Genomic DNA, 26,769 nt, shown 5'->3' on the forward strand with positions numbered 1-26,769 from the left:
GGCGTCGTAGCTGCCCCACTTGGCGTCGATGGCCTTGGCCAGCGCACCGCTGGGAGCACCGCCGCCTTGCGGCTTCATGCAGTTCCAGAAGAAGGTGTGGTTCCAGATCTGGGCGGCGTTGTTGTAGATGCCGCCGCTGGACTTCTTGACGATCTCTTCGAGCGTCATCGCCTCGAACTCGGTGCCCTTTTGCAGGTTGTTGAGGTTCACGACGTACGCGTTGTGGTGCTTGCCGTAGTGGTATTCCAGCGTCTCTTGCGAGTACTCGGGTGCCAGTGCGTCGAGCGCGTAGGGCAGGGGTGGGAGCTTGTGTTCCATCGTGGTTCCTTGTGGTTGTTGAAAGAAAAGAAAAACGGATTCAGTTGGCCGCCTTGGGCACGACCCGGTAGGCGCAGCGCCGCGCGCCCGCGAGCACGTGTTCGACGCGGCTCACGCTCACGTCGGGCCCCAGCACTTCGTCGAAGAGCTGCAGCTCGCTGCGGCAAAAGCCGGTGCAGGCCTGCGCGGCGGTGCAGATGGGGCAGTGGTTCTCGATGAAGAGAAAACCGTCGCCCCCGCCGTCGCCGTCGCCGTCGTCGGCCCGGAACTCGGCCATGTAGCCTTCGCGGCTGCGGATTTCCGCCAGCCGCTCCAGCCGCGTCTTCAGGCTGCGCGCGCCGCGCATGGCCTCGGTGTAGTTGGCGCGCATGGTGGCCTCGCGCGCGAGATGAGCTGGTCCATGCCCTTCTCGCCGAACACGCCGATGACGGCGCTGATCATCTGCACCGTCATTTCGGCGTGCGTGTCGGGAAAGCGCTTGTGGCCCTCCCCGGTCAGCCGCCAGATCTGCGTGGGCCGGCCGCGGCCGCTGGAGCGGCTCTCGGCGTCGACCAGGCCTTCGGCCTCCAGCTTGGCCATCTGCTGGCGCACCGCTTCCACCGTGACGCTCAGGATCTTGGCGATGTCGGGAATGCCGAGCGCGCCGCGGGTCTTGAGCGTCGAGAGGATGCGGTCTGCCGGCTGGTGCGGCATCCAGGTGGGCTTGGCGGCATCTGGGGCGGACATGGCGAGTTCGATCGTGGAGGAAAACGGTGCCATTGTCAGGTGGTTGGGCCTCCCCTTGTTCCGGCGGGTGCTTGCCAGCCGCCGCCCAGCGCCTTGTAGAGCGCGACGAGGCTGGTGTACGAGGCGGTTTCGGCCTCGGCCACCGCGTCCTGCGCGCGCAGCAGGGTGCGTTGGGCGTCGAGCACGCTCAGGTAGGGCGCGGCGCCTTCGCGGTAGCGCACCTCGGCCAGTTCGGCGGCGCGGCCGCTGCGTGCCGAGGCCTCGGCCAGCCGCTGCAGGCGCAGCTGGTTCTGGCCGTAGCTGGTGAGGGCGCCTTCCACGTCCTCGATGGCGCGCAGCACGGTCTGCTCGTACAGGGCGCGGTCGCCTTCGGCGCGGGCCTCGGCGCCGCGCACGCGGGCCTTGACCGAGCCCAGCCGCAGGGCAGGCCAGCTCACGCCCGGCGTCACGCTGAAGGCCCGGCTCGACGAACTGCCCAGGTCCGACCCGCGCAGCGCGATGAAGCCCAGGAAGCCGCCGATGTCCAAGCGCGGATACAGCTCGGCCGTGACCGCGCCCACGTCGGCCGTGCTGGCCGCAAGGCCGCGCTCGGCGCGCAGCACGTCGGGGCGGCGGCGCAGCAGGTCGCTCAGGTCGCCGACCGGCAGGCGCTTGTCGAGCACGCGCAGCGGCCGGGGCTGCAGCATCGGCTCCAGCTCGGCGGGGCGCAGGCCGGCCAGCACCGCAACGCGGTAGGCCGCCTGGCGGCGCGTGGTTTCCAGCGCGGGCAACTGGCTCTCGGTGGTCGCCAGGTTGGCCTGCGCGCTCGCCAGGTCGCCTTCGAGCGCGCGCCCGGTCTGCACCTGCGCCTCGGTCACGCGCAGGCTGCCGTGCAGGCTGTCGAGCGTGCGCCGCGTCACGGCCATGCGCTGCTCGGCGCCGCGCATCTCGTAGTAGTTGCGGGCCAGCTCGGCCACGGCCACGATGCGCACCTGCTCGAGGTCGGCCGCGCTGGCTTCGGCGCGCGCGGTGGCGGCGTCGTCGAGCCGCTTCAGGCGCCCGAACAGATCGATTTCCCACGAGGCGTCGAAGCCCGCGCGGCTGCTCTGCGACAGCGAGCGCACGTCGGGCTGCGCGCCGTTGTTGCCCTGCGCGATGCCGCGCGTCTTGCTCGCGCCGGCGGTGACCACCGGCAGCCGGTCGAGCTCGGCCCCGGTCTGCGTGGCGCGGGCTTCGAGCAGCCGGGCCTGCGCGATGCGGATGTCGTGGTTGGCGGCCAGCGCGCGGTCGATGAGCGCATCGAGCTGCGGGTCGTCGAGCTGGCGCCACCAGTCGCGCTGCACCGCGTCGTCGGCGAACAGCGAGCGCTCGGGCGCGAGATGGCGACCGGCGCATCGGCCGGCGCGGTGTAGGTCGGCCCGACGGCGCAGCCGGCCAGCACCAGCACGCTCAGTGCAAAAGGCGCGGCGTAGGAAAAGAGTCGGTTCATGGTCGTGCTCCTTGGCATCAGGCGTGTTCCGCCGCCGGTTCGCGCGCGGCCAGCGCATCGAGTTCGGTGGCGCGTTGCGATCGGCTCGCGGGGCGGTGGTCGCGGGCCAGCAGCGTGTACATGGTGGGCAGCACGAACAGCGTGAACAGCGTGCCCACCAGCATGCCGACCACGATGACCAGGCCGATGCTGAAGCGGCTGTTGGCACCCGCGCCGCTCGCGAACAGCAGCGGCACCAGGCCCATCACCATCGCGGCGGTGGTCATCAAGATGGGGCGCAGGCGGATGCGCGCGGCCTCCTCGATCGACGCGCGCCGGTCGAGGCCCTTGTGCATCTGGATCTCGTTGGCGAACTCCACCATCAGGATGCCGTGCTTGCTGATCAGCCCGATCAGCGTCACCAGCCCGATCTGCGTGTAGATGTTGATGGTGCCCAAGCCCAGCGCCAGCGGCACCAGCGCACCGCAGATCGACATCGGCACGCTGATCAGGATGATCAACGGGTCGCGCAGGCTCTCGTACTGCGCCGCCAGCACCAGGTAGATCACCACGATGGCGAAGACGAAGGCCATCACCAACGCCGAACCTTCCTGCGTGAACTGTCGCGCGTCCGACTGCCAGTCGTAGCTGAAGCCGGCCGGCAGCTTTTTCGCCTCTTCGCTCAGGAACGCCACCGCGTCGCCCATGGTCACGCCCGGCATCGGAATCGCCTGGAAGGTGGCCGCGTTGAGCTGGTTGAACTGGGTGAGCTTGTTGGGCCCCACGCTGGTCGACAGCTGCACCAGGTTGGCCAGCGGCACGGGCTGGCCGCTGGCGCTCTTCACGTAGTAGCGCGACAGCGCCTCGGCCGTCAGGCGCTGGTCGCGCGGCGACTGCGGAATCACGTCGTACGAGCGGCCGTCCATGCCGAAGCGGTTGACGTAGTTCTCGCCCACCAGCACCGCCAGCGTGTCGCCGATGGCCTTCATGGTCACGCCCATGCTGTTGGCCTTGGCGCGGTCCACGCGGATCTCGACCGTGGGGTTGTTGAACTCCAGGTCGCTGTCGACCACGGCGAACTTGCCGCTCTCGCGCGCCGACTTCTTCAGTGTTTCCATGGCCTCGAACACGCTGCGGTGGTCGCCCGCGCTGCGAATGACCATCTGCACCGGCAGCCCGCCGGTCGAGCCCGGCAGCGACGGCAGCTGGAACGCGAAGACGCTGCTGCCCTCGACCTCGTTCATGCGGCCCTGCGTGTCGCCCTGGATCTGGTCGGCGTTGCGCTTGCGGTCCTTCCAGTCCGACAGCTGCACGCCGCCGATGCTGTTCGACACGCCGTCGGAGCCGTTGATGAGCCAGCGGCCGGTGTTCTCGGGCAGCCCGGCGAACACCTCGTCCCACTTCTTGCCGAACTTCTCGACGTAGTCGATGTTGGCGTGCTGCGGCGACTTGATGGCCGTGAGCACCATGGCCTGGTCTTCACCCGGCGCCAGCTCGCGCTGCGCCGCGTTGTACAGGAAGGGCAGGCTCGCCAGCACCACCACCGCGAACGCACCCGTCACCCAGCGGTGGTGCAGAGACACGTCGAGCAGCCGGCCGTAGCGCGTCGACAGGCCGTGGAAGAACGACTCCGCCGCGCGCGACATGCGGCTGCCGGCGGGGTCCTGCGGCAGCAGGAACGAGCTCATCACCGGCGACAGCGTGAGCGCGATCACGCCCGACACCACCACCGCGCCCGCGAGCGTGAAGGCGAACTCCTTGAACAGCGAACCCGTGAGCCCGCCCATGAGCCCGATGGGCGCATACACCGCGGCCAGCGTGAGCGTCATGGCAATCACCGGGCCGGCCACTTCGCGCGCGCCGATCAGCGCGGCCTGCACGCGCGACTTGCCTTCTTCGATGTGCCGGTGCACGTTCTCCACGACCACGATGGCGTCGTCCACCACCAGCCCGATGGCCAGCACCATCGCCAGCAGGGTCAGCAGGTTGATGCTGAAGCCGAACAGCAGCATCAGCGCGGCGGCGCCCAGCATCGACAGCGGAATCGTCACCACCGGGATCAGCACCGCGCGCACCGAGCCCAGGCACAGGAAGATCACCACCACCACGATGGCAATGGCTTCGAGCAGCGTGTGCTGCACTTCGTCGATCGAGGCTTCGATGAAGCGCGCGAGCTCGAAGGGCAGCTGCACCTCCACGCCCGGCGGCAGGTTCTGCTTGATGCCGGGCAGCAGGTCGCGAATGCGCTTCACGATGACCAGCGGGTTGCCGTTGGGCGCGGCCTGCAGGCCCAGGTAGATGGCGGGGGTGCCGTCCATGGTGGCGCTGCTGTCGGCGCTCGCGGCGCCCAGCTCGACCGTGGCCACGTCGCCCAGGCGCACGATGGCATCGCCGTCGCGCTTGACCACCATGTCGCGAAACTCCGCCACGTTCACCAGGTCGGTGTTCACGCGGATGTTCGACACCACGTACAGGCCCTTGACCTGTCCGGGCGCGGCCTGCACGTTGTTCTGGCGCAGGGCGTCGGCCAGCTCGCCGGCCGAGATGCCGCGCGCGGCCATGCGGTTGGGGTCGAGCCACACGCGCATCGCCAGCGTCTGCCCGCCCGACACCTCCACGCCCGACACGCCGGGAATCGACGCGAACTGCGGCTGCACCACGCGCGAGAGGTAGTCGGTGAGCGCGGGCATCGGCATCGTCTGGCTCGAGAAGCCCACGTAGGCCACGGCCGTGGCCTCGCCCGACGACTTGAGGATGACGGGGTCGAAGGCCTCGGCCGGCAGCCGGTACTTCACCTGGCTGACCTGCGCCATGGCCTGCGTGAGCGCCTGGTTGGCGTCGGCGTTGAGCTTCATGCGCACGCTGATCACGCTGCGGCCCAGGGTGGAGGAAGACGACAGGTAGTCGACGTTCTCGATGGTCGCCACCGCCTGCGCAATGGGCTGGGTGACAAAGCCCTGCATCAGCTCCGGCGATGCGCCGGGGTACTGCGTGGTGATGGTGAGCGTGGTGCTTTCGGTCAGCGGGTACTGGCGCACCGGCAGGTCGCCCAGCGCACGCGCGCCGAGCAGCAGGATGAGCGTGCTCACCACCAGCGCCAGCACGGGCCGGCGCACGAAGAGGTCGGTGAACTTCATGACTTCGGCTCCTGCAGGGCCAGCGTGTCCTTGTCGGCCGGCGCGACGGCGGCGCCGGTGTACAGGCGCAGCTGGCCCGAGGTGACGACCTTGTCGCCGGCCTGCAGCCCCTGCTCGATGACGACCCGGCCGTCTTGCCGCTCGCCGGCCTTCACGAACACCTGCTGCGCGGTGAAGCCGTTGCCCTTGTCGGCGGCGCGCACCACGAACACCGCGTCGCCGTGCGTGCTGTAGGTGATGGCGGTCTCGGGCACGGTGATGGCGTCGGCGCGCGCGGGCAGCGCGACCTTGCCGTTGACGAACATGCCGGGCGTGAGCGCGCCGTCGGCGTTGTCGATGGTGGCCTGCAGGCGCACGGTGCGCGTGTCGCTGCCGATCTGCGGCTCGATGGTGGTCAGCCTGCCCTGGAACACGCGGCCCGGATACGCATCGACCGAAAGCGCCACCTGCTGGTTGCGCTTGAGCGCGGGCAGGGCGGTTTCGGGCAGCGTGAGGTTGGCGAACAGCGTGCGGCTGTCGGTGAGCGACACCAGCGCGTCGCCGGCGCGCACGAACTGGCCGAGGTTGACCTTGCGGATGCCCAGCACGCCGTCGAACGGCGCCTTGATGTGCTTCTGCTCGAGCATGGCCTGCGCGCGCCGCAGGTCGCCGCTGGCCTGGTCGAAACCGGCCTGCGCCTGGTCGAGCTGCTCCTGCGTGGCGGCCTGCTGCGGCACCAGCCGGCGCGTGCGCTCGAGCAGGGCCCGAGCGTTGGCGCGCTGGGCCGTGAGGCGCTCGAGGTCGCCTTGCTCGGGCGCGTCGTTGAGCTGCACCAGCAGCTGCCCCGCGCGCACTTCGCCGCCGGGCGTGAAGAGGATCTTCGCCACGCGCCCTTCGGCCTCGGCCGGCACCTCGACCTGGCGGTTGGCCTCCAGCGTGCCGATGCCGCTGAGAAAGCGCGCCACCTCGGTCTTGCGGGCGACGGCCACCGCCACCTTGGCGGGCGGCGTGCCGCCGCCGCCTTCGGCCGCCCGGGACTTCGTCGCGAGCCCGTAGCCGACGCCTCCCACCACCACTGCCGCCGCGAGCCCGGCGCCGAGCCAGGCCTTTGAATGCTTGTTCATATGCAGTCCGTTATTTATCAAAGAATGTGCTTTGATTATTATTGGGGGCCGACGGACTGTCGACAAGGACGTTGCAATGGCCGCCATAGGGCAGGGCTATCTGCGTGAAGCTGTGCATGTTGGGTTCTCCAGGTGCTTGCGCGGCGAATGCCGCAGACCTGAAGACGGGCGAGCGGTGTCGCCTGTGACAACGCGGCGGGCGAAAGCCATCACCCGGGTGCCGTGCATCGACCCGGGCCGCCGGAGGCCGATGTACATTGCGGCCTGCTCAGGAATCTTTCAGCATGGCCACCAAATCCCGAAAAAAGCCCGCGGCCGTCACCGAGGACGAGGTCTTCGACATGGCCGCCGAACTGTTCCGGGCGATGGCCGCGCCCATGCGGCTGAAGATCGTCAGCCTGCTGTGCAACGGCGAGAAGAACGTGAGCGAGCTGCTGGCCGAGATCGACACCACCCAGCCCAACATGTCGCAGCACCTGAACACGCTCTACCAGGCGGGCGTGCTGGCCCGACGCCGCGAGGGCGTGAGCATCTACTACAGCATCGCGAACGAGACCGTGGTGGCGCTGTGCCGCAGCATCTGCGTGCAGATCGCCATCGAGCAGGAATAAGCGGCCTTCGGGCGCCTCAGGGCTTCAGGTACACGTAGCCTTCCTTGGCCTGCAGCCGCGCCACCTCGGCCACGCCCGAGGGCACGACCTTGGCTTCCATCAGCAGCTTGCCCGCGTCGATGTGGCGCGTGGTCAGCGTGTTGTTGCACACCCTGAACTCCACGCCGCGCGCGGCCAGCGCGCTCACCGGCCCGCTGAACTCGCGGCCCTTGCTGTCCTTGGCGTCGGTCAGAAGAAAGTCGATGCCGGGGCCGTGCGTCACCACCACGATCTTCGCCTTCGGGTCCGCGTTGAGGTGGTTGGTGATGTTGGCGAGCACCGCCGCGCTGGTCTCGACGCCGGTGTTCACGTGATAGACCACCTTGACCTCCTGCGCTCCCGCGAACGAAGCGACCATGGCGAGCAGGAAGGCGATGAATGCGTGTCTCATGGGGAAACCCTCTGGTTGTTGTCGTCGTTCGCAAAATATCATCTTCTGCTTATATGTACAGCCGGGCAAGCCCGAGGCCATCGCCACGGCAGGAGACGACACACGATGTTCATGGCTCTTCTTCGAGGCCCGCGGCAGCTTGCACGCGCGGCAGCGAGCGCGTTGCTGGCGATGGCAATGACAGTGGCAACTGCCACCGCCTTCGCGGCACCCGACATCGAGCCGCTGCGCGTGGCGCCCGATGTCTATTACGTGCAGGGCATTCCGGCGCTGGGCTCGCCGGCCAACCAGAACTTCATTTCCAACGCGGGCTTCGTCGTCACGCAGGACAGCGTGGTGATGATCGACGCGCTCGGCTCGCCCGCCGCCGCTGAAAAGCTGGTGGCGCAGATCCGCAGGATCACGCCCAAGCCGATCAGCCACGTCATCCTCACGCACTACCACGCCGACCACGTGTACGGGCTGCAGGTGTTCAAGGCGCTGGGCGCGCAGGTGGTGGCGCACACGTTGGGCAAGGCGTACCTGTATTCCGACGCCGCGCGCCTGCGGCTCGAAGCCTCGCGCAAGGACCTCGCGCCGTGGATCGACGACAGCACGCGGCTCGTGCCCGCCGACGTGTGGATCGACGGCCGCACCGAGATGACCATCGGCGGCACGCGTTTCGTGCTGCAGCCGGCCGGGCCCGCGCACACGCCCGAAGACCTGGCCATCTACCTGCCGAAGCAGCAGGTGCTGTTCTCGGGCGACATCGTGTTCCGCAACCGCATTCCGTACGTGGGCACGGCCGACAGCCGCCACTGGATCGCGGCGCTCGACGCCCTGCTGGCGCTCGATGCGCGCGTCATCGTGCCGGGCCACGGACCGGCGTCGACCGAGCCGCAGCAGGACCTGCGCCACACGCGCGACTACCTCGTCTTCCTGCGCGGCGCGATGAAGAAGGCCGCGGCCGACATGACGCCGTTCGACGAGGCCTATGCCGCCACCGACTGGTCGGCGTACGAGTCGCTGCCCCTGTTCAAGGCCGCCAACCGCATGAACGCCTACAACACCTACCTGCTGATGGAGCAGGAGGCGCGATGAAACGTGGCCCTGTTGCCACGCGCCGCCACGCCGTCGTGGCCATGGCCGCGCTGTGCGTGGTGCCCGCAAGCCGCGCGGCGGAATCGGCATTGCCGTCGCCGGCATCGCTTGCCGATGCGCTCGCGAAGGCGCTCGCGCGGCAACAACCGCTGGTCGTCATGGCCAGCCTGCAGGGCTGCCCGTTCTGCAAGATCGTGCGCGAGCACTACCTCGCGCCTGAGCTCGCGGCGGGCCTGCCCGTGGTGCAGATCGACTTTCGCGACACGCGCGCGGTGCGCGGCTTCGACGGTGCGCCGCTCACGCACGAGGCCTTGCTCAAGGCATGGGGCATCACCGTCGCGCCCACCGTGCTCTTCTTCGGTCGCAACGGCCGCGAGGTCGCCGAGCGGCTGGTCGGCGGCGCATCGGACTTCTACGGCGCCTACCTCGAAGAGCGGTTGCGGCAGGCCCGCGCGCAGGCGGGTTTCCCCCAACCATCCAGCCCTTCCCTTCCGCGCGATCGCTCCTAAAATCATTACATAACGATTTACTTATTTAACGATGAAACTGGCAGCTTCGATGCGAGTTTCGAGGAGACAGAATTGAAGTTGTTGCCGTCGCTCGCGGTTGCCGCCGCATTGCTGATTTCGACCCAGGTTCACGCGAACAAGGAACTCGCCCAGAAGAACGCCTGCCTGGCCTGCCACGCGGTCGACAAGAAGCTGGTCGGCCCGGCTTATCAAGACGTCGCGAAAAAGTACGCCGGCCAGGCCGACGCCATGGCCGTGCTCACCGCCAGCATCCAGAAGGGCAGCAGCGGCAAGTGGGGCGCGGTGCCGATGCCGGCCCAGCCCGCGATGAGCGAGGCCGACGCCAAGGCGCTGGCCGCGTGGGTGCTGGGCGGCGCGAAGTAAGCCGCGCAAGGCCCGCCATGAGCGCCAGCAGCATCCAGCAGCAGCCCGGGCAGGTGCGCAAGGCACCGGAGAATTTCGTCGACGCACAGGGCGTGCGCACGGTCTTCTCGCAGGCCCATGCGGGGCGCCGCGATTTCATTCGCAACGCCTTCGCCGCCGCCGTTGCGGGCACGGCGGCCTCGTCCGCGCTTGCGCAGCCCGGTGCCGTCGGCGACGGCGATCCCGCCATTCTTCAGTTGCCCGCGCACAGCACGGGCCTGGGCCAGGCGGTGGTCACCGACGGCTACGGCAAGCCCTCCAAGTACGAGGCCAACGTGCAGCGCCGCCAGAGCCCGGGGCTCACGCCGACCGCGCAGGCCTCGGTGTCGTTCGCGCCGCTGCAGTCGCTGTTCGGCATCGTCACGCCGAGCGGGTTGCACTTCGAGCGGCACCACCAGGGCTGGTGGGACATCGATCCGTCGAAGCACCGGCTGATGATCAACGGCATGGTGAAGGCGCCCAAGGTCTTCACGCTCGACGAGCTGATGCGGCTGCCTTCGGTGTCGCGCTTTCACTTCATCGAGTGCGGTGCCAACACCGGCATGGAGTGGGGCAACGTCGCGGTGCCGACCGCGCAGTACACGCACGGCATGCTGTCGTGCAGCGAGTTCACGGGCGTGCCGCTGATCACGCTGCTCGAAATGGCCGGCGCCGACCTGAAAGGCGAACGCTTCGTGCTGGCCGAAGGCGCCGACGGTTCCTCGATGACGCGCACCATTCCCATGAGCCTCATCCGTTCGGGCGAGGTGCTGGTGGCCTACGGGCAGAACGGCGAGATGCTGCGCCCCGAGCAGGGCTACCCATTGCGGCTGGTGGTGCCCGGCGTGCAGGGCGTGAGCTGGGTCAAGTACCTGCGCCGCATCGAGCTGGGCGACCAGCCCTACGGCACCAAGGACGAGACGGTGCACTACGTCGACCTCATGCCCGACGGCCAGCACCGCCAGTACACCAGCATCCAGGAATGCAAGAGCGTGGTGACCACGCCTTCGGGCGGGCAGATGCTGCTGGACAAGGGCTTCTACAACATCACCGGCCTGGCGTGGTCGGGGCGCGGCAAGGTGAAGCGCGTGGACGTGAGCGTGGACGGCGGGCGCAACTGGCGCACCGCGCGGCTCGAGTCGCCGGTGCTGTCCAAGTGCCTCACGCGCTTCAACATCGACTGGGTGTGGGACGGCACGCCCGCCATCATCCAGAGCCGCGCGATGGACGACACCGGCTACGTGCAGCCGAGCTACCGCCAGCTGCGCGCCGTGCGCGGCACGCGCTCGATCTATCACAACAACGCGATCCAGTCGTGGCAGGTGCAGCAAAGCGGGGAGGTGGCGAATGTCCAGCTTTCCTAGCCGCGCGCTGCTGGCGCTGGTGGCTGCCTGCGGCGTGTGCGTTGCCGCGTGGGCGCAGCCGAAAACGGCAACGGGCTACCCCGGCATCGGCCGCGACGCCACGCCCAAGGAAGTGGCCGCCTGGGACATCGACGTGCGCCCCGACTTCAAGGGCCTGCCGCCCGGCTCGGGCTCGGTGGCGCGCGGGCAGGATTTGTGGGAAGGCAAGTGCGCGTCGTGCCACGGCGTGTTCGGCGAATCGAACCAGGTGTTCAGCCCGATCGTCGGCGGCACCACGGCCGACGACATCAAGACCGGCCACGTGGCGCGCCTGAAGGACCCGGCCTTTCCGGGCCGCACCACGCTGATGAAGGTCTCGAGCCTGTCGACCGTGTGGGACTACGTGTATCGCGCCATGCCGTGGAACCAGCCCAAGTCGCTGACGCCCGACGACGTGTACGCCGTGACCGCCTACATGCTGAACCTCGGCGGCATCGTGCCCGACGACTTCACGCTGTCCGACAAGAACATCCGCGAGGTGCAGGCCCGCATGCCCAACCGCAACGGCGCGACCACCGCGCACGCGATGTGGCCGGGCGCGGAGTTCGGTCGCGGCGCCAAGCCCGACGTCGCGGCCGTGGCCTGCATGCGCGACTGCGTGCCGGCCGAGCAGAAGGTGGCGCAGCTGCCGCCGCATGCGCGCGGCAGCCACGGCAACCTGGCCGACCAGAACCGGCTGGTGGGCGCGCAGCACGGCATCGAGACCGCGCCGCCGGCGGCCGTGAAGACCGGCGCGCCGCAGCCCGCGGCCGCCGCAGCCGCATCGAAAGCACCCGTTGCGCTGCTCGAGAAGAACAGCTGCACCGCCTGCCACGGCATGACGCAGAAGCTCGTGGGCCCCGCCTTCTCGGACATCGCCAAGAAGTATCCGGGCCAGGCCGACCACCTGCAGCAGAAGATCAAGGCCGGCGGCACGGGCGTCTGGGGGGCGATCCCGATGCCGCCGCAGGCCATCGCCGACGAAGATGCCAAGGCCATCGCACGCTGGCTCTCGGACAGTGCCGGACCATGAATCGACAGGAGACAACCCCATGAAGAACCGCAGACAGATGCTCAAGCAATCCGCCGCCCTCGCGGGCCTGGCGGCCACCGCCGCCTGGCTTCCCGCCACGGCGCTCGCGTATTCGAAGGATGCCTTCGAGGCCAAGAGCGTGGCCGACGCGCTGAAGGCCGTGGGCGCCGGCGCGCCCGCCGAGAGCAAGGACGTGACCATCACCGGCCCCGACATCGCCGAGAACGGCGCCGTGGTGCCGCTGAGCGTGGCCACCACGCTGGGCGGCGTGAAGCAGCTGATGCTGCTGGTCGAGAAGAACCCGACGCCGTGGTCGCGATCTTCAACACCTCGGAGTTCGTGGAGCCCAACTTCACCACGCGCGCCAAGCTGGGCCAGTCGTCCGACGTGTACGCCATCGCGATCATGAACGACGGCAAGGCCTTCTATGCGAAGAAGGAAGTGAAGGTCACGCTGGGCGGCTGCGGCGGTTGACGGCGCGGCGAACCCGCACGCAAGCACCTCACGACGACGAAGACAACAACAAGGAGACAAGACATCATGGCAGCAGATCCCATGCGCATCCGCGCCCAGGCTTCGGGCGACAAGACGACCGTGCGCATCCTGATGGCGCACGAAATGGAAACCGGCCAGCGCAAGGACGCCGCCGGCAAGACCATTCCGGCCTGGTTCATCCAGGAGGTCTCGGCCTCGCTCAACGGCAAGACCGTGCTCACCGCCGACTGGGGGCCGGCCGTGTCGAAGAACCCGTTCATGCAGTTCACGCTCAAGGGCGCGAAGGCCGGCGACAAGATCGCCGTGACCTGGAAAGACAACCGCGGCGAAACGCGCACCGACGAAGCCACCGTCAGCTAGGCGGGCGCCATGAACAAGACCACACGCCTGGGCCTGCTGGTGGCGCTGGCAGGCTGCTGCCTGCCGTTTCACGCCGCGGCGCAGAAGACCACCGCCGAAGGCATTGCCGAGTACCGCGCGCTGCTGCAGGACGGCAACCCCGCCGAGCTGTTCGAAGCCAAGGGCGAAGACCTCTGGAAGCAGAAGCGCGGGCCCAAGAACGCGTCGCTCGAGAAGTGCGACCTGGGCAAGGGCCCGGGCGTGGTCAAGGGCGCCTTCGCCGAACTGCCGCGCCACTTTGCCGACACCGGCCGCGTGCAGGACATGGAGTCGCGCCTGCTCACCTGCATGCAGACGCTGCAGGGCTTCGACGCCGCCGAGATCGCGAAGACGCCGTTCGGCAGCGGCGAGCAGAAGAACATCGAGGGGCTGGTGGCATGGATCTCGGCCGAGTCCAAGGGCCTGCCGCTGAACCTGCCGCAGTCGCACGCGACGGAGCGCCGTGCCTACGAGGTCGGCAAGCGCCTGTTCTTCCTGCGCGCCGGCCCGCACGACTTTGCCTGCGCCACCTGCCACGGCGCCGACGGCAAGCGCATCCGCCTGCAGGACCTGCCCAACCTCACGAAGAACCCCGGCGCGGGCGAAGGCTTCGGCGCCTGGCCGGCCTACCGCGTGTCGTCGGGCGAGCTGTGGGGCATGCAGCGTCGGCTGAACGACTGCTTTCGCCAGCAGCGCTTTCCGTACCCCGGCTATGCCAGCGACGTGACCGTGGCGCTGGCCGTGTACATGGGCGTCAACGGCAAGGGCGGCAAGACCACGGCCCCCGCCATCAAGCGCTGAGGAAACACGCTCCATGAAAACCGACCACATCCTCGGCGCCATGGCCGTGGCCTGCGCGCTCACCGTGTTCGGCTGCGCGTCCGTCGACAGCGCCGCAGACCTGGACAAGCTCACCGCCGAGGCGCTGCAACGCTCCTTCCGCGACCAGGGCATCGCCAAGGTCGAGCGCCTCGTGCAGGACCCGGCCAACCTCGCCTGCAGCGAGGCCGACGCCAGCGGCAAGCCGCTGGACGACAAGACCACCAAGGACATCGAGGCCGCCAACATGAGGACCATCCGCTGGCCGGCGGACGGCAAGTTCATCGGCGACTGGCGCGAGGGCGAAAAAATCGCGCAGAACGGGCGCGGCCTGACCTGGAGCGACCCGGCCACCGCCTCGGCCAACGGCGGCAACTGCTACAACTGCCACCAGATGTCGAAGGAAGAAATCTCCTTCGGCACGCTCGGCCCCAGCCTGTACCACTACGGCAAGCTGCGCGGCGTGAGCGAGCCGGCCAGCGCAGCTTCCAGGCCCATCGTCGAATACACCTGGGGCAAGCTGTGGAACGCGCGCGCCTACAACGCCTGCTCGAACATGCCGCGCGTCGGCCACTCGGGCATCCTGAACGAGCAGCAGATCCGCGACGTGATGGGCCTGCTGCTCGACCCGCAATCGCCCGTCAACCGCTGACCCGGCGGCGGAACGCTTTTCTCCCATGAACCTTTCCAAGCGCGAGTTCCTCCAGATGCTCGGCGCCGGCAGCGTGGCCGGCTTCGGGCTCGGCAGCCACGGCGGCAGCAACGCCGCCGCGGCTGCCGCGGCCATGGACAGCCTCTACACGCTGCCGCGCTTCGGCAACGTGTCGATGCTGCACATGACCGATTGCCACGCGCAGCTCAAGCCGCTGTACTTTCGCGAGCCCAGCGTGAACATCGGCGTGGGCGCCATGCGCGGCAAGGTACCGCACCTGGTGGGCGAGCACCTGCTCAAGGCCGCGGGCGTGCAGCCCGGCACGCGCGTGGCGCATGCGCTCACCTACCTGGACTTCGACAGCGCCGCGCAGCGCTACGGCAAGGTCGGCGGCTTCGCGCACCTGGCCACGCTGGTCAGGCAGCTCAAGGCCAGCCGGCCCGGCGCGCTGCTGCTCGACGGCGGCGACACCTGGCAGGGCTCGGCCACCTCGCTGTGGACGAACGCGCAGGACATGGTCGACGCATGCAAGCTGCTCGGCGTCGACGTGATGACCGGGCACTGGGAGTTCACCTACGGCATGGAACGGGTGAAGGAGATCATCGAGAAAGACTTCGCGGGCCGCGTCGAATTCGTCGCGCAGAACGTCAAGACCGCCGACTTCGGCGACCCGGTGTTCAAGCCGTATGTCATGCGCGAGATCAACGGCGTGCCCTGCGCCATCGTCGGCCAGGCCTTTCCGTACACGCCCATCGCCAACCCGCGCTACATGGTGGCCGACTGGACCTTCGGCATCCAGGACGACAACCTGCAGCGCGTGGTGAACGAGGCGCGCGGCAAGGGCGCGCAGGTGGTCGTGGTGCTGTCGCACAACGGCATGGACGTCGACCTGAAGATGGCCAGCCGCGTGACCGGCATCGACGCCATCCTGGGCGGCCACACGCACGACGGCACGCCCATGCCCACGCTGGTGAGCAACGCGGGCGGCAAGACCATCGTGGTCAACGGCGGCTCCAACGGCAAGTTCCTCGGCGTGATCGACTTCGACGTGAAGGGCAAGAAGGTCAGCGACTTCCGCTACCGCCTGCTGCCCGTGTTCTCGGACCTGATTCCGGCCGACAAGGAGATGGACGCGCTCATCACCCGCATCCGCGCCCCTTACGAGGCCAAGCTGTCGGAAACGCTCGCGCACACTGACGGCTCGCTGTACCGGCGCGGCAACTTCAACGGCACCGGCGACCAGCTGCTGCTCGACGCGCTGATGGAAGTGCAGGACGCCCCCATCGCCTTTTCGCCCGGTTTCCGCTGGGGCACCTCGCTGCTGCCGGGCCAGCCTATCACGCGCGAATGGCTGATGGACATGACGGCCACCACGTACTCGTACGCCACCGTGACGCAGATGAGCGGCGAGATGCTCAAGACCGTGCTCGAAGACGTCTGCGACAACCTCTTCAACCCCGACCCGTACTACCAGCAGGGCGGCGACATGGTGCGCGTGGGCGGGCTGCAGTACGCCTGCGACCCCACGGCCGGCATGGGCCAGCGTATCCAGGACATGCGCCTGGGCGGCAAGCCGATCGAGGCCGGGCGCAACTACAAGGTGGCGGGCTGGGCGCCGGTGAGCGAAGAGGCGCGCAGCGCCGGCAACAAGCCGGTGTGGGAAGTGATCGAGCCGTGGCTGAAGTCGCGCAAGGTCGTGACCGCGCGCCGGCCCGAGGAGCCGGTGCTCAAGAACATCGCGCCCAACCCGGGGCTGGGCTGAGACGCCCCGCGCGGCGGCGCGCTCCCTAGAATCGCCGCATGTCTGTAGAGCAAGTCTCTCTTCTCACGTCGCTCGCGCTCGCGGCCGCCTTCGTGCTGTCGGCCGTGTTCGGCGCCGTCGCGCGTTCCACGCGCTTTTGCACCATGGGCGCCATCAGCGACGTGGTGAACCTGGGCGACTGGACGCGCGTGAAGCAATGGGCGGCGGCCGGCGGCGTGGCGCTCATCGGCTTTTCGGCGCTGGTGTTCGCGGGGCTGGTCGATGCCGACCGCACGCTCTATGCATCGAGCCGCATCCTGTGGCTGTCGGCGCTGGTGGGCGGGTTGCTGTTCGGCGCGGGCATGGTGCTGTGCTCGGGCTGCGGCAACAAGACGCTGGTGCGCGTGGGCGGCGGCAGCCTCAAGGCGCTGGTCGTGCTGCTGGTGATGGGCGTCGCGGCCTTCGCCACGCTCAAGGGCATCACGGCCGTGCTGCGCGTGGCGACCGTGGACCACGTGCACTTCGACGTGACGACGAATGCCTCGCTGCCCGACGTGCTGGCCTCGGCATTGAAGATGCACGCGCCGTCGCTGCGCCTGCTGATGGGGCTGGTGATCGGCGGCGCGCTCATCGCGTGGGCCGCGTGGGGCCGCCGCGAAACGCGCGATGTGCGCAGCCTCGTGGGCGGCCTGCTGATCGGTTTGCTCGTGGCCGCGGCGTGGTGGCTCAGCGGGCATTGGGCCGTCGTCGAGGAACATCCGCTGACGCTCGAACACGTGTTCCTGGCCACCAACTCCGGCCGCGCCGAGGCATTGAGTTTTGTCACGCCAGTGGCCTACGCGATCGACTGGCTGATGTTCTACAGCGACGCCAACAAGCTGCTGACCCTTGGCATCGTGTCGGTGGCGGGTGTGGTCGTGGGCGCGGCGGTGCACGCGCTGTGGTCGCGCGAATTCCGCTGGGAAGGCTTTGCCGGCACCAGCGACCTCGCGCACCATATGGGCGGCGCGGTGCTGATGGGCGTCGGCGGCGTCACCGCGATGGGCTGCACCATCGGGCAGGGGCTGAGCGCGCTGTCGACCCTGAGCCTGGCGAGCCTGCCGGCGATTCTGGGAATCGTGGTGGGCGCGGTGGCGAGCCTGAAGTACCAGGCCTGGCAGCTCCAGCGGGAGCTTTGAGCCCGCCGGCAGCGACGGACCGAACGCCATGGGCACCCTGATCAGCCTCCTGGCGTACTTCCTGATCGCCATCGCGGTGGCCCCGTTGCTGCTGCTCTGTCTCTACGTGCTGGCCAGCCACTTCCAACTCAGGCTGGCCGAGCGGATCCTGGATGCCGCCATGCAGCTCCTGAAGCTGCAGTGGCTCAGCGCCGGCCTGCTGAACATCGTGGGCGGGCTCGCGCTCGGCGCGCTGGGGGTCTGGATGATCCTGCACTTCGAGCCGCTGCCGCAGCGGTTGCTGGGCGCCTTGCTGGTGCCCTTCGGTCTCTGGCGGGCCTTCAGGGGCGCGGCCCTGCTCGGGGCGTTCTCAAGAACGCGGGACCCGCGCTGACGCCGCCGCGCGCCCGCCGTTTTTACGCTTTCTTTACGCCCCCCTCCCCACTCTTTCCCCCGTTTTGACGCACGACTGCCGAGACTGAAGCCTGTCTTTTTTGCAGGAGTGATGTGTATGGACATCGTCTGGATGGGCGCCTTGCTGGCGCTGTGGGCCGTGGTGGGGGCCATGGTGATCGGGCTGAACAGGCTCGACGCACCGAACCCGCCGAAAACAACCGACGGAGCGTCATCGTGATCAGCCTCGAAGTTCTTTACGGCTTCGGCGCGCTGATTGCCGTGGTCCTGTTCGCCTACCTCGTGTTCGCGCTCATTTGCGCGGAGGAATTCTGAAATGACTTCTTCCGCCTGGGGCCTGCTGGCCCTTTTCCTGGCCCTGCTGCTCGTGCTGGCCTGGCCCGTTGGCAAGTTCCTTGCCGCGCTGTGTGGCGAGCGCGTGCCGCGCTGGATGCAGCGCGTCGAGGCGCCGCTCTACAAGCTCGCGGGCACGAAGCCCGAGCAGTCGATGCACTGGCTGCGCTACGCGCTCGCGCTGCTGGCCTTCAACGCCATCGGCGCGATCTTTCTTTACGCGCTGCAACGCCTGCAGGGCTGGCTGCCGCTGAACCCCGCGGGCATGACGGCCGTGTCGCCCGACTCGGCCTTCAACACCGCGGTGAGTTTCGTTTCCAACACCAACTGGCAAGCTACGCCGGCGAGTCGACCATGAGCTATCTCACGCAGATGCTCGGGCTCACGGTGCAGAACTTCCTGTCCGCCGCCACCGGCATCTCGGTGGCCTTCGCGTTGGTGCGCGGCTTCGCGCGGCGCGGCGACGGCAAGGGACTGGTCGGCAACTTCTGGGCCGACATCACGCGCATCACGCTATGGGTGCTGGTGCCGATCTCGTTCGTGATCGCCATGGTCTTCGCGGGCCAGGGCGTGATCCAGAACTTCGATGCCTACAAGACGGTGAACACGCTGGAGACCACGGCCTTCCAGCAGCCGAAGAACGGCGCCGACGGCCAGCCGCTGAAGGACGACAAGGGCCAGCCGGTGATGGAAGACGCCACCACCAAGACGCAGACGCTGGCCATGGGTCCGGTGGCTTCGCAAGAGGCCATCAAGATGCTGGGCACCAACGGCGGCGGCTTCTTCAATGCCAACTCGGCGCACCCCTACGAGAACCCGACGGCGCTGGTGAACCTGCTGCAGATGATCGCGATCTTCCTGATCCCGGCCGCGCTGTGCTTCACCTTCGGCCGCGTGGTCGGCGACATGCGCCAAGGCTGGGCCGTGCTGGCCGCGATGACGATCATGTTCGTCATTGCCGTGGCGGTCATCACGCCCGCCGAGCAGGCCGGCAATCCGCTGTTCGCCTCGCTCGGTGTCGACCAGGTGGGCAGCGCGCTGCAGGCCGGCGGCAACATGGAAGGCAAGGAGCTGCGCTTCGGCATCAATGCCTCGTCGCTGTTCGCCGCCGTGACCACGGCCGCCTCGTGCGGCGCGGTCAACGTCATGCACGACTCGCTCACGCCGCTGGGCGGCATGGTGCCGATGGTGCTCATGCAGCTGGGCGAAGTGGTGTTCGGCGGCGTGGGCTCGGGCCTGTACGGCATGCTGATCTTCGCGATGCTGGCGGTGTTCATCGCCGGCCTGATGATCGGCCGCACGCCCGAGTACCTGGGCAAGAAGATCGAGGTGCGCGAGATGAAGCTCATCTCCATCGCCATCCTGGTCACGCCCGTTCTGGTGCTGGCGGGCACGGCGGTGGCGGTGATTGCCACCGCCGGCAAGGCCGGCATCGCGAACCCCGGTGCGCACGGTTTCTCTGAAATCCTGTACGCGCTGACCTCGGCCGCCAACAACAACGGCAGCGCCTTCGCGGGCCTGTCGGCCAACACGCCCTTCTACAACGGCCTGCTCGCGCTGGCCATGTGGCTCGGCCGCTTCGCGATGATCGTGCCGGTGCTCGCCGTGGCCGGTGCGCTGGCCGCCAAGAAGCGCCTGCCCGTCACCAGCGGCACGCTGCCCACGCACGGCCCGCTGTTCGTCTCGTTGCTGATCGGCACGGTGCTGCTGGTCGGCCTGCTCAACTATGTGCCGGCATTGGCCCTCGGTCCGATCGTCGAACACCTCGTGCTCTGGAAATAAGAAGGAGCGCACCATGACTGCCAATACAAAAACCTCTCTCTCGCTGTTCGATGCGGCGCTGGTCAAGCCCGCCCTGTGGGGCGCCTTTGCCAAGCTGAACCCGCGCACCCAGTGGCGCAACCCGGTGATGTTCATCGTGTACATCGGCAGCATCCTGACCACGCTGCTCTGGGTGCATGCGCTGAGCTTCCCGGGCGACACCGGCATGAAGCCCGCCTTCGTGCTGGCCGTGACCATCTGGCTGTGGTTCACCGTGCTGTTCGCCAACTTCGCCGAAGCCCTGGCCGAAGGCCGCAGCAAGGCGCAAGCCGCGTCGCTGCGCGGCCTGCGCAAGGACACCTGGGCCAAGAAGCTGCACGAGCCGCATCACGGTGCGCGCTTCGCCGCCGGGCCGCCCCAGGGCGAAGCAGCCCCCTCGGGGGCAGCACGGCACACGCAGTGGCAAGCGCGGGGGCCCACAGCTGGCTGCCGGAGCAGGCGCCCAACCTGCGCAAGGGCGACGTCGTGCTGGTCGAGACCGGCGACGTGATTCCGCTCGACGGCGAAGTGATCGAAGGCGTGGCCTCGGTCGACGAGAGCGCCATCACCGGCGAATCGGCGCCCGTGGTGCGCGAGTCGGGCGGCGACTTCTCGGCCGTGACCGGCGGCACCCGCGTGCTGTCCGACTGGCTGGTGGTGCGCATCTCGGTGAACCCGGGCGAGTCGTTCCTCGACCGCATGATCGGCATGGTCGAAGCGGCCAAGCGCCAGAAGACGCCGAATGAAGTCGCGCTGACCATCCTGCTGGTGGCGCTGACCATCGTGTTCCTGATGGTCACGGTCACGCTGCTGCCGTTCTCGGTGTTCAGCGTGGAAGCCGCCGGTGCCGGCACCGTGGTGTCGCTCACCGCGCTGGTCGCGCTGCTGGTGTGCCTGATCCCGACCACCATCGGCGGCCTGCTGTCGGCCGTGGGCGTGGCCGGCATGAGCCGCATGATGCAGGCCAACGTGATCGCCACCTCGGGCCGCGCGGTCGAAGCCGCCGGCGACGTCGACGTGCTGCTGCTCGACAAGACCGGCACCATCACGCACGGCAACCGCCAGGCCACGTCGTTCCTGCCGGCGCCCGGCATTCCGAAGGCCCGCCTTGCGCGCGCCGCCATGTTCGCCTCGCTGGCCGACGAAACGCCCGAAGGCCGCAGCATCGTCGAGCTGGCCCGCCGCGACGGGCTGGACACCACCTCGGTCGACGGCGCGCGCTTCGTGCCTTTCACCGCGCAGACCCGCATGAGCGGTGTCGACCTGCCGGCGGCGGCGAACAGCCTGGACACCGACGACATCCTGCTGCGCAAGGGCGCGGTCGACGCGGTGCGCCGCCACATCGAGGCGCTGGGCGGCGTGATGGCGCCCGAGGTGCTGCGCGCGGCCGAGGAAACGGCACGCCGCGGCAGCACGCCGCTGGCCGTGGCCGAGGGCAACCGCGTGCTCGGCGTGGTCGAGCTCAAGGACATCGTCAAGACCGACATCAAGGAGCGCTTCGCCGAGCTGCGCCGCATGGGCATCAAGACGGTGATGATCACCGGCGACAACAAGCTCACGGCCGCCGCCATCGCGGCCGAAGCGGGCGTCGACGACTTCTTGGCCGAGGCCACGCCCGAAGACAAGCTCGCGCTGATCCGCCAGTACCAGGCCGACGGCCGCCTCGTGGCCATGACCGGCGACGGCACCAACGACGCTCCCGCGCTGGCGCAGGCCGACGTGGCCGTGGCCATGGGCAGCGGCACGCAGGCCGCGAAGGAGGCCGGCAACATGGTCGACCTGGACTCCAACCCGACCAAGCTGCTCGAGGTGGTGGAGACCGGCAAGGCGCTGCTCATGACGCGCGGCTCGCTCACCACCTTCTCGATCGCGAACGACGTGGCGAAGTACTTCGCGATCATTCCGGCGATCTTCGTGTCGACCTATCCGCAACTGGGCGCGCTCAACGTGATGCGGCTGGCAAGCCCGTCGTCGGCCATCCTGTCGGCGGTGATCTTCAATGCGCTGGTCATCGTGTTCCTGATTCCGCTGGCGCTGAAGGGCGTGCGCTACCGGCCCGTCGGCGCCGCCGCGCTGCTGCGCCGCAACCTGGCCATCTACGGCCTGGGCGGCCTGCTCGTTCCTTTCATCGGCATCAAGCTGATCGACTGGCTGCTCGTTGCAGTCCACCTGGTCTGAGGAGTCATTCGTCATGACAAGCAACATCACCAACAACAACGGCAGCAACAACAACGGCGGCGGCATCGTCCGCCCCGCGCTCGTGCTCTTCGTGCTGATGAGCGCGCTCACCGGTTTGATCTACCCGATGGCCGTCACCGGCGCCGCGAAAGCGGTGTTCCCCGCGCAGGCGGACGGCAGCCTGATCGTGCTCGACGGCACGACCGTGGGCTCCAGGCTCATCGGCCAGAACTTCAGCGACCCGAAGCACTTCTGGGGCCGCCCGTCGGCCACTTCGCCGCAGCCCTACAACGGCGTGGCCTCCGGCGGCGCCAACCAGGGGCCGCTGAACCCCGCGCTGACCGATGCGGTCAAGGCGCGCGTCGAGGCGCTGCGCGCCGCCGACCCGGGCAACACCGCGCCGGTGCCGGTCGACCTCGTCACGGCCTCGGCCAGCGGGCTCGACCCCGACATCAGCCCGGCCGCTGCGCACTACCAGGCGGCGCGTGTCGCGCGCGTGCGCGGCTTGCCGATCGATCGCATCAACACGCTGATCGCCGACAACACGCAGGGGCCCAAGTGGGGCTTCCTGGGCGAGTCGCGGGTCAACGTGCTCGCGCTGAACATCGCACTCGACGCTTCTTCCGGTTCCTTCAGTCCTTCGACCCCGCGTTGAGGAGCAACAAAAAATGGCCTATGCCGCCTACAGAGAACACCCTGGCGTGCCGCGAACGCACGCGCTCATGAACACGCCCCGCAGCCGCCCGTTCTACGTGCTCGACGTCACCGTCTGCTGCGCCGACGCGCTGCGCGTGCGCCGCAGCGTTGCCGGCTGCCCCGACGCGGGCGTGGTGCGCTGCGAGCCGCTGCTGCATGCCTGCAGCACGCAGGAAAGCGACGCGCCCTGCGTGCGCCTGATGATCCGCCTGCCGCTGGCCAGCTATGCCGACGTGCTGCACCGCCTGATCGAATGCGTGCCTTCCGGCGAAATCGGCCGGCTCGTGAGCTGGCGCGAACACCTCGCGCGCTGCGGCCTGCGCCATGGTCACTGATCTGCTGTTGGCCCTGCTCGCCATGGCGGCGCTGTTCGTGCCGCTGGGCTTTGCTTGGTGGGTGCTCTCGCGCACCGCGCGGCGGCATGCCGGGCGCCGCCGCAAGGACCCTCCGATGCGATAACCTGCGCCGTACCGATGCACGACGACCGTCCCAACCCCGACGCCCTGCTCGCGCAACTGCGCAGCGACGAGGCGCGCGCCCAGCGCGGCAAGCTGCGCATCTACTTCGGCGCCAGCGCGGGCGTCGGCAAGACCTGGGCCATGCTCAGCGCCGCCCAGCGCGAGCATGCCGCCGGCCGCGACGTGCTGATCGGCGTGATCGAAACCCACGGCCGCAGCGAAACCGCCGCGTTGCTCAAGGGACTCGACGCGCTGCCGCAGCGCGAGCTGGCGTACCGCGGCCGCACGCTGGCCGAGTTTGACCTCGACACCGCGTTGCTGCGCAAGCCCGCGGTGCTGCTGGTCGACGAACTGGCCCACACCAACGCCCCCGGCTCGCGCCACGCCAAGCGCTGGCAGGACGTGCAGGAGCTGCTGGCCGCCGGCATCGAGGTGTGGTCGGCGCTCAACGTGCAGCACCTGGAAAGCCTCAACGGCACGGTCGGCGCCATCACCGGCGTGCGCGTGCACGAGACCGTGCCCGACACCGTGCTCGACGAGGCCGACGAGGTGGTGCTGGTCGACGTCACGCCCGACGAACTCACGGCGCGGCTGGCGGCCGGCAAGGTCTACCTGCCGCAGCAGGCCGAGCGCGCGGCGCAGAACTTCTTTCGCAAGGGCAACCTCATCGCACTGCGCGAGATCGCGCTGCGCCGCACCGCCGAGCACGTGGAAGACGACGTGCGCGGCTGGCGTGTCGAGCAGTCGGGCGCGGGCGGCAACGGCCGGGGCCTGCAGGCCTGGAACACCTCGGGCGCCATCCTTGCCTGCGTCGGTCCGCACGAGGGCGCGGCGCAAACCGTGCGCACCGCCGCGCGGCTCGCGGGGCAGCTCAATGTGCGCTGGCATGCGGTGTATGTCGAGACGCCCCGGCTGCAGCGGCTGGCGGCCGCAGAGCGTGACCGCATCCTCGCGGTGCTCAAGTTGGCCGAAGAGTTGGGCGCGGCCACGGCCGTGCTCACCGGCTCCGACGTGGCCGAGCAACTGGCCGAGCAGGCGCGCCGGCTCAATTGCGCGACGCTGGTGCTGGGCCGTGCCGAGCCCGCCACCGGCTGGCGGCGCTGGTGGCCCGCGGCCGCATCGCCGCTTGCGCTGTCGCGCGCGCTGGCGCAACGCGCGCCCGCGCTCGACATCATGGAAGTCGCGCCCGCCGACAGCTCGCGCCGCCTGTCGCGCGCGCCGCTGGAAGGCGCGCGCATCGACAGCGACGACCACGAGAAGGCGCCGACCTACTGGCCCGGCTATGCCTGGGCGGCGGCCACCAGCATCGCACTCACGCTGGTCTGCACGCCGCTGGCCGGCGTGCTGGAGCTGTCGAACATCGTCATGCTGTTCCTGCTGGGCGTGGTGGGCGTGGCAATGCGCTTCGGGCGCGGACCTTCGGCGCTGGCTGCGCTGATCAACGTCGCGGCCTTCGACTATTTCTTCGTGCCGCCGCGCATGTCGTTCGCGGTGAGCGACGTGCAGTACGTGCTGACCTTCGCGATCATGCTGGGCGTCGGCCTGCTGGTGGGCCAGCTCACGGCGGGCCTGCGCTTCGCGGCCGGCGTGTCGACCAGCCGCGAGCGCCGCGCGCGCTCGCTGTTCGAGCTCACGCGCGAGCTGTCGGCCGCGCTCGAAAGCTCGCAGGTCGTCACGCTCGGCGCCGCCGCCGTGCGGGGCCATTTCGGCGGCCATGCGCTGGTGCTGGTGACGGACGCGGCCGACCAGTTGATGATGCCCGCCGACCCGCCCGAAGGCTTCGCGCCCCAGGTGGCCGACTGGGCCTTCCGCCATGGGCAGCCCGCCGGCCTTGCCACCGCCACGCTGGCGGCGCAGCCCTGGCACTACGTGCCGTTGCAGGCGCCGATGCGCGTGCGCGGCGTGCTCGCGCTGTCGCCCGCGCAGCCGCGCTGGCTGCTGATTCCCGAGCAGGCGCAGCAGCTCGACACGCTGGCGCGGCAGATCGCCATTGCGCTGGAGCGCGTGCACTACGTCGAGGTGGCGCAGCAGGCCGTGGTCGAGATGGAGTCCGAGCGCCTGCGCAACGCCTTGCTGGGCGCGATCTCGCACGACGTACGCACGCCGCTCACCGCGCTGATCGCGCTGGCCGAATCGCTGCAGACCTTGCCGCCCGAAGAACACGCCGATGCCGCGCGCGCCATCGTCGCGCAGGCGCACGAGCTGCATGCGCTGGTCAACAACCTGCTGGACATGGCGCGGCTCGAAAGCGGCATTGCCGGCGGCGCGGTCAACCTGCGGCGCGACTGGCAGTCGGTCGAAGAAGTGGTCGGCTCCGCCATTCGCGCGGCGCGCACTTCGCTGGGCAACACGGTCGTGCAGACCGCGCTCGATGCGGAGCTGCCGCTGGTCGAGTTCGACGTCGTGCTGATCGAGCGCGTGCTGGTCAACCTGCTCGAAAACGCCACCAAGTACGGCGCGCCGCCCATCGTGGTCGGCGCGCGGGCCGAGCCCGGCACGCTGGTGCTCACGGTGCGCGACCACGGCCCCGGCCTGCCCGCCGCGTTGCTGGGCCACGAGCAGAAGCTGTTCGACAAGTTCACGCGCGGCGAGGCCGAATCGGCCACGCCCGGCGTGGGGCTGGGCCTGGCCATCTGCAAGGCGGTGGTGAGCGCGCACGGCGGCGAGATCGCGGCCGGCAACGCCCGCGACGGCGGTGCAGAATTCACGGTCACCTTGCCCCGCCGCGAGCCGCCCGAACCGGCCGAAGCCCAACTCTGAACCCATGCCATCTCCCACCGCCATCGTGATCGAAGACGAGCCGCAGATCCGCCGATTCGTGCGCGGCGCGCTCGAGGCCGAGGGCTGGGTGGTGCACGAGGCCGGCACCGTGCGCGACGGGCTGGCGGCAGCGGGCACGCGGCAGCCCGACCTGCTGGTGCTCGACCTCGGGCTGCCCGACGGCGACGGCGTTTCGCTGATTCGCGACGTGCGCGGCTGGTCGGCCGTGCCGATCATCGTGCTGTCGGCGCGCACCGACGAAGCCGACAAGATCGCGGCGCTCGACGCCGGCGCGACGACTACCTCACCAAGCCCTTCGGCACCGGCGAACTGCTGGCACGCGTGCGCGCCAACCTGCGGCGTCCCCGCGCGGCGGGCGGCGGCGGCAACGACGAGCCGGCCGAGGCACTGTTCCGCTTCGGCGAGATCGAACTCGACCGCGCCGCGCGGCTGGTGCGGCGCGCCGGCGTCGAGGTGCACCTGACGCCCACCGAATACCGGCTGCTGTCGGTGCTGGTCGCGAACGCGGGCCGCGTGCTCACGCAGCGCCAGCTGCTGCGCGAGGTGTGGGGCCCGTCGCACACCGACCAGAGCCACTACCTGCGGATCTACATGGGGCACCTGCGGCAAAAGCTCGAGGCCGACCCCGCGCAACCCCGGCACCTGCTGACCGAGACGGCCGTGGGGTATCGGCTGGTGGTCTAGCGCGG

The 26,769-nt window shown here is 69.2% G+C and carries 22 protein-coding genes and 6 pseudogenes; 22 read left to right on the forward strand and 6 right to left on the reverse strand.

Annotated features, from left to right (window positions below; translation table 11 throughout):
- The 5 genes and pseudogenes from BMG07_RS15845 to BMG07_RS15865 all read right to left on the reverse strand — a co-directional run.
- Positions 1-318, reverse strand: a 318-nt coding sequence (locus BMG07_RS15845) for a superoxide dismutase (RefSeq protein WP_374221285.1), incomplete at its 3' end; no start/stop codon positions are given.
- 40 nt (positions 319-358) lie between these two features.
- Positions 359-1,044, reverse strand: a pseudogene (locus tag BMG07_RS15850) (helix-turn-helix transcriptional regulator).
- Positions 1,045-1,079: 35 nt separating this feature from the next.
- Positions 1,080-2,512 (reverse strand): annotated as a pseudogene (locus tag BMG07_RS15855) (efflux transporter outer membrane subunit).
- Between the two features lie 17 nt (positions 2,513-2,529).
- On the reverse strand, positions 2,530-5,628 hold the full coding sequence (locus BMG07_RS15860) for a MexW/MexI family multidrug efflux RND transporter permease subunit (RefSeq protein ID WP_198085382.1): 3,099 nt from the start codon (positions 5,626-5,628) through the stop codon (positions 2,530-2,532).
- The gene (locus BMG07_RS15865; protein WP_198085383.1) at positions 5,625-6,731 is read right to left on the reverse strand and encodes an efflux RND transporter periplasmic adaptor subunit; all 1,107 of its coding nucleotides are present in this window, start codon (positions 6,729-6,731) and stop codon (positions 5,625-5,627) included. Before BMG07_RS15865 ends, BMG07_RS15860 begins: the two co-directional genes overlap by 4 nt.
- Before the next feature lie 284 nt (positions 6,732-7,015).
- Between BMG07_RS15865 and BMG07_RS15870 the strand changes: the two genes are divergently transcribed.
- The gene (locus tag BMG07_RS15870) at positions 7,016-7,342 is read left to right on the forward strand and encodes a metalloregulator ArsR/SmtB family transcription factor (RefSeq protein WP_198085384.1); all 327 of its coding nucleotides are present in this window, start codon (positions 7,016-7,018) and stop codon (positions 7,340-7,342) included.
- Between the two features lie 16 nt (positions 7,343-7,358).
- Here the strand turns inward: BMG07_RS15870 and BMG07_RS15875 are convergent, their stop codons facing one another.
- A complete protein-coding gene (locus BMG07_RS15875; protein WP_198085385.1) occupies positions 7,359-7,772 on the reverse strand; it encodes a DsrE family protein in 414 nt (137 codons plus the stop codon).
- Positions 7,773-7,949: 177 nt separating this feature from the next.
- On the opposite strand from BMG07_RS15875, the gene BMG07_RS15880 reads away from it, so the two are divergent.
- The 21 genes and pseudogenes from BMG07_RS15880 (at position 7,950) to kdpE (ending at position 26,764) form a co-directional block, all read left to right on the forward strand.
- Positions 7,950-8,852: an MBL fold metallo-hydrolase gene (locus BMG07_RS15880; RefSeq protein ID WP_269759031.1), complete on the forward strand. Its 903-nt coding sequence runs from the start codon at positions 7,950-7,952 to the stop codon at positions 8,850-8,852.
- A complete protein-coding gene (locus BMG07_RS15885; RefSeq protein ID WP_269759032.1) occupies positions 8,849-9,361 on the forward strand; it encodes a hypothetical protein in 513 nt (170 codons plus the stop codon). Before BMG07_RS15880 ends, BMG07_RS15885 begins: the two co-directional genes overlap by 4 nt.
- A gap of 78 nt (positions 9,362-9,439) precedes the next feature.
- Positions 9,440-9,745 (forward strand): c-type cytochrome, encoded by a 306-nt coding sequence (locus tag BMG07_RS15890; RefSeq protein ID WP_374221287.1) that lies wholly within the window; start codon positions 9,440-9,442, stop codon positions 9,743-9,745.
- A gap of 17 nt (positions 9,746-9,762) precedes the next feature.
- Positions 9,763-11,127, forward strand: coding sequence for a sulfite dehydrogenase (soxC, locus tag BMG07_RS15895; protein WP_198085388.1), 1,365 nt, complete (start codon positions 9,763-9,765; stop codon positions 11,125-11,127).
- On the forward strand, positions 11,111-12,178 hold the full coding sequence (locus BMG07_RS15900) for a c-type cytochrome (protein ID WP_198085389.1): 1,068 nt from the start codon (positions 11,111-11,113) through the stop codon (positions 12,176-12,178). The genes soxC and BMG07_RS15900 overlap by 17 nt, the downstream gene beginning before the upstream one ends.
- A gap of 19 nt (positions 12,179-12,197) precedes the next feature.
- Positions 12,198-12,652, forward strand: a pseudogene (gene soxY, locus BMG07_RS15905) (thiosulfate oxidation carrier protein SoxY).
- An 81-nt stretch (positions 12,653-12,733) separates the two neighbouring features.
- Complete coding sequence (gene soxZ, locus BMG07_RS15910; protein WP_198085417.1) at positions 12,734-13,033, forward strand: thiosulfate oxidation carrier complex protein SoxZ; 300 nt, start codon at positions 12,734-12,736, stop codon at positions 13,031-13,033.
- 9 nt (positions 13,034-13,042) lie between these two features.
- The gene (soxA, locus tag BMG07_RS15915; RefSeq protein ID WP_198085390.1) at positions 13,043-13,852 is read left to right on the forward strand and encodes a sulfur oxidation c-type cytochrome SoxA; all 810 of its coding nucleotides are present in this window, start codon (positions 13,043-13,045) and stop codon (positions 13,850-13,852) included.
- Positions 13,853-13,865: 13 nt separating this feature from the next.
- The gene (gene soxX, locus BMG07_RS15920; protein ID WP_198085391.1) at positions 13,866-14,522 is read left to right on the forward strand and encodes a sulfur oxidation c-type cytochrome SoxX; all 657 of its coding nucleotides are present in this window, start codon (positions 13,866-13,868) and stop codon (positions 14,520-14,522) included.
- A gap of 25 nt (positions 14,523-14,547) precedes the next feature.
- Positions 14,548-16,284 carry a thiosulfohydrolase SoxB gene (gene soxB / locus BMG07_RS15925; RefSeq protein ID WP_198085392.1) on the forward strand — a complete coding sequence of 579 codons (1,737 nt, stop codon included), beginning with the start codon at positions 14,548-14,550 and terminating at the stop codon, positions 16,282-16,284.
- A 38-nt stretch (positions 16,285-16,322) separates the two neighbouring features.
- Positions 16,323-17,441, forward strand: a complete 1,119-nt coding sequence (locus tag BMG07_RS15930; protein ID WP_198085393.1) for a YeeE/YedE family protein — start codon at positions 16,323-16,325, stop codon at positions 17,439-17,441.
- A gap of 28 nt (positions 17,442-17,469) precedes the next feature.
- Entirely contained in the window at positions 17,470-17,814 is a 345-nt protein-coding gene (locus BMG07_RS15935; RefSeq protein ID WP_198085394.1) for a hypothetical protein, read from the forward strand.
- A gap of 117 nt (positions 17,815-17,931) precedes the next feature.
- Positions 17,932-18,054 carry a hypothetical protein gene (locus tag BMG07_RS42250; RefSeq protein ID WP_269759033.1) on the forward strand — a complete coding sequence of 41 codons (123 nt, stop codon included), beginning with the start codon at positions 17,932-17,934 and terminating at the stop codon, positions 18,052-18,054.
- Positions 18,051-18,149, forward strand: coding sequence for a K(+)-transporting ATPase subunit F (gene kdpF, locus BMG07_RS15940; RefSeq protein WP_019657711.1), 99 nt, complete (start codon positions 18,051-18,053; stop codon positions 18,147-18,149). Before BMG07_RS42250 ends, kdpF begins: the two co-directional genes overlap by 4 nt.
- Before the next feature lies 1 nt (position 18,150).
- A pseudogene (kdpA, locus tag BMG07_RS15945) lies at positions 18,151-19,949 on the forward strand (potassium-transporting ATPase subunit KdpA).
- A 13-nt stretch (positions 19,950-19,962) separates the two neighbouring features.
- Positions 19,963-22,145: pseudogene (gene kdpB / locus BMG07_RS15950) on the forward strand (potassium-transporting ATPase subunit KdpB).
- 13 nt (positions 22,146-22,158) lie between these two features.
- On the forward strand, positions 22,159-22,800 hold the full coding sequence (kdpC, locus tag BMG07_RS15955; protein ID WP_198085395.1) for a potassium-transporting ATPase subunit KdpC: 642 nt from the start codon (positions 22,159-22,161) through the stop codon (positions 22,798-22,800).
- Between the two features lie 67 nt (positions 22,801-22,867).
- Positions 22,868-23,176: a hypothetical protein gene (locus BMG07_RS15960; protein WP_269759034.1), complete on the forward strand. Its 309-nt coding sequence runs from the start codon at positions 22,868-22,870 to the stop codon at positions 23,174-23,176.
- On the forward strand, positions 23,166-23,300 hold the full coding sequence (locus tag BMG07_RS42255) for a hypothetical protein (protein WP_269759035.1): 135 nt from the start codon (positions 23,166-23,168) through the stop codon (positions 23,298-23,300). Before BMG07_RS15960 ends, BMG07_RS42255 begins: the two co-directional genes overlap by 11 nt.
- A gap of 14 nt (positions 23,301-23,314) precedes the next feature.
- A complete protein-coding gene (locus BMG07_RS15965) occupies positions 23,315-26,059 on the forward strand; it encodes a DUF4118 domain-containing protein (protein WP_198085397.1) in 2,745 nt (914 codons plus the stop codon).
- 4 nt (positions 26,060-26,063) lie between these two features.
- A pseudogene (gene kdpE / locus BMG07_RS15970) lies at positions 26,064-26,764 on the forward strand (two-component system response regulator KdpE).
- The last annotated feature ends 5 nt before the right edge of the window (positions 26,765-26,769 follow it).

Source organism: Variovorax sp. E3, from assembly GCF_016082275.1.
In the GTDB taxonomy this organism is placed as follows: Bacteria; Pseudomonadota; Gammaproteobacteria; order Burkholderiales; family Burkholderiaceae_C; genus Variovorax.

Bases quoted from the DNA above. Each gene is read 5' to 3' on its own strand.
- BMG07_RS15870 (WP_198085384.1), top strand. From the start codon at position 7,016: ATGGCCACCAAATCCCGAAAAAAGCCCGCGGCCGTCACCGAGGACGAG.
- BMG07_RS15960 (WP_269759034.1), top strand. From the start codon at position 22,868: ATGAACACGCCCCGCAGCCGCCCGTTCTACGTGCTCGACGTCACCGTC.
- BMG07_RS15935 (WP_198085394.1), top strand. From the start codon at position 17,470: ATGGGCACCCTGATCAGCCTCCTGGCGTACTTCCTGATCGCCATCGCG.
- BMG07_RS15885 (WP_269759032.1), top strand. From the start codon at position 8,849: ATGAAACGTGGCCCTGTTGCCACGCGCCGCCACGCCGTCGTGGCCATG.
- BMG07_RS15860 (WP_198085382.1), bottom strand. From the start codon at position 5,628: ATGAAGTTCACCGACCTCTTCGTGCGCCGGCCCGTGCTGGCGCTGGTG.
- BMG07_RS15865 (WP_198085383.1), bottom strand. From the start codon at position 6,731: ATGAACAAGCATTCAAAGGCCTGGCTCGGCGCCGGGCTCGCGGCGGCA.
- soxZ (WP_198085417.1), top strand. From the start codon at position 12,734: ATGCGCATCCGCGCCCAGGCTTCGGGCGACAAGACGACCGTGCGCATC.
- BMG07_RS15930 (WP_198085393.1), top strand. From the start codon at position 16,323: ATGTCTGTAGAGCAAGTCTCTCTTCTCACGTCGCTCGCGCTCGCGGCC.
- BMG07_RS42255 (WP_269759035.1), top strand. From the start codon at position 23,166: ATGGTCACTGATCTGCTGTTGGCCCTGCTCGCCATGGCGGCGCTGTTC.
- BMG07_RS15880 (WP_269759031.1), top strand. From the start codon at position 7,950: ATGACAGTGGCAACTGCCACCGCCTTCGCGGCACCCGACATCGAGCCG.
- soxX (WP_198085391.1), top strand. From the start codon at position 13,866: ATGAAAACCGACCACATCCTCGGCGCCATGGCCGTGGCCTGCGCGCTC.
- soxA (WP_198085390.1), top strand. From the start codon at position 13,043: ATGAACAAGACCACACGCCTGGGCCTGCTGGTGGCGCTGGCAGGCTGC.
- BMG07_RS15965 (WP_198085397.1), top strand. From the start codon at position 23,315: ATGCACGACGACCGTCCCAACCCCGACGCCCTGCTCGCGCAACTGCGC.
- BMG07_RS15875 (WP_198085385.1), bottom strand. From the start codon at position 7,772: ATGAGACACGCATTCATCGCCTTCCTGCTCGCCATGGTCGCTTCGTTC.
- kdpC (WP_198085395.1), top strand. From the start codon at position 22,159: ATGACAAGCAACATCACCAACAACAACGGCAGCAACAACAACGGCGGC.
- soxC (WP_198085388.1), top strand. From the start codon at position 9,763: ATGAGCGCCAGCAGCATCCAGCAGCAGCCCGGGCAGGTGCGCAAGGCA.
- soxB (WP_198085392.1), top strand. From the start codon at position 14,548: ATGAACCTTTCCAAGCGCGAGTTCCTCCAGATGCTCGGCGCCGGCAGC.
- BMG07_RS15900 (WP_198085389.1), top strand. From the start codon at position 11,111: ATGTCCAGCTTTCCTAGCCGCGCGCTGCTGGCGCTGGTGGCTGCCTGC.
- BMG07_RS42250 (WP_269759033.1), top strand. From the start codon at position 17,932: ATGGACATCGTCTGGATGGGCGCCTTGCTGGCGCTGTGGGCCGTGGTG.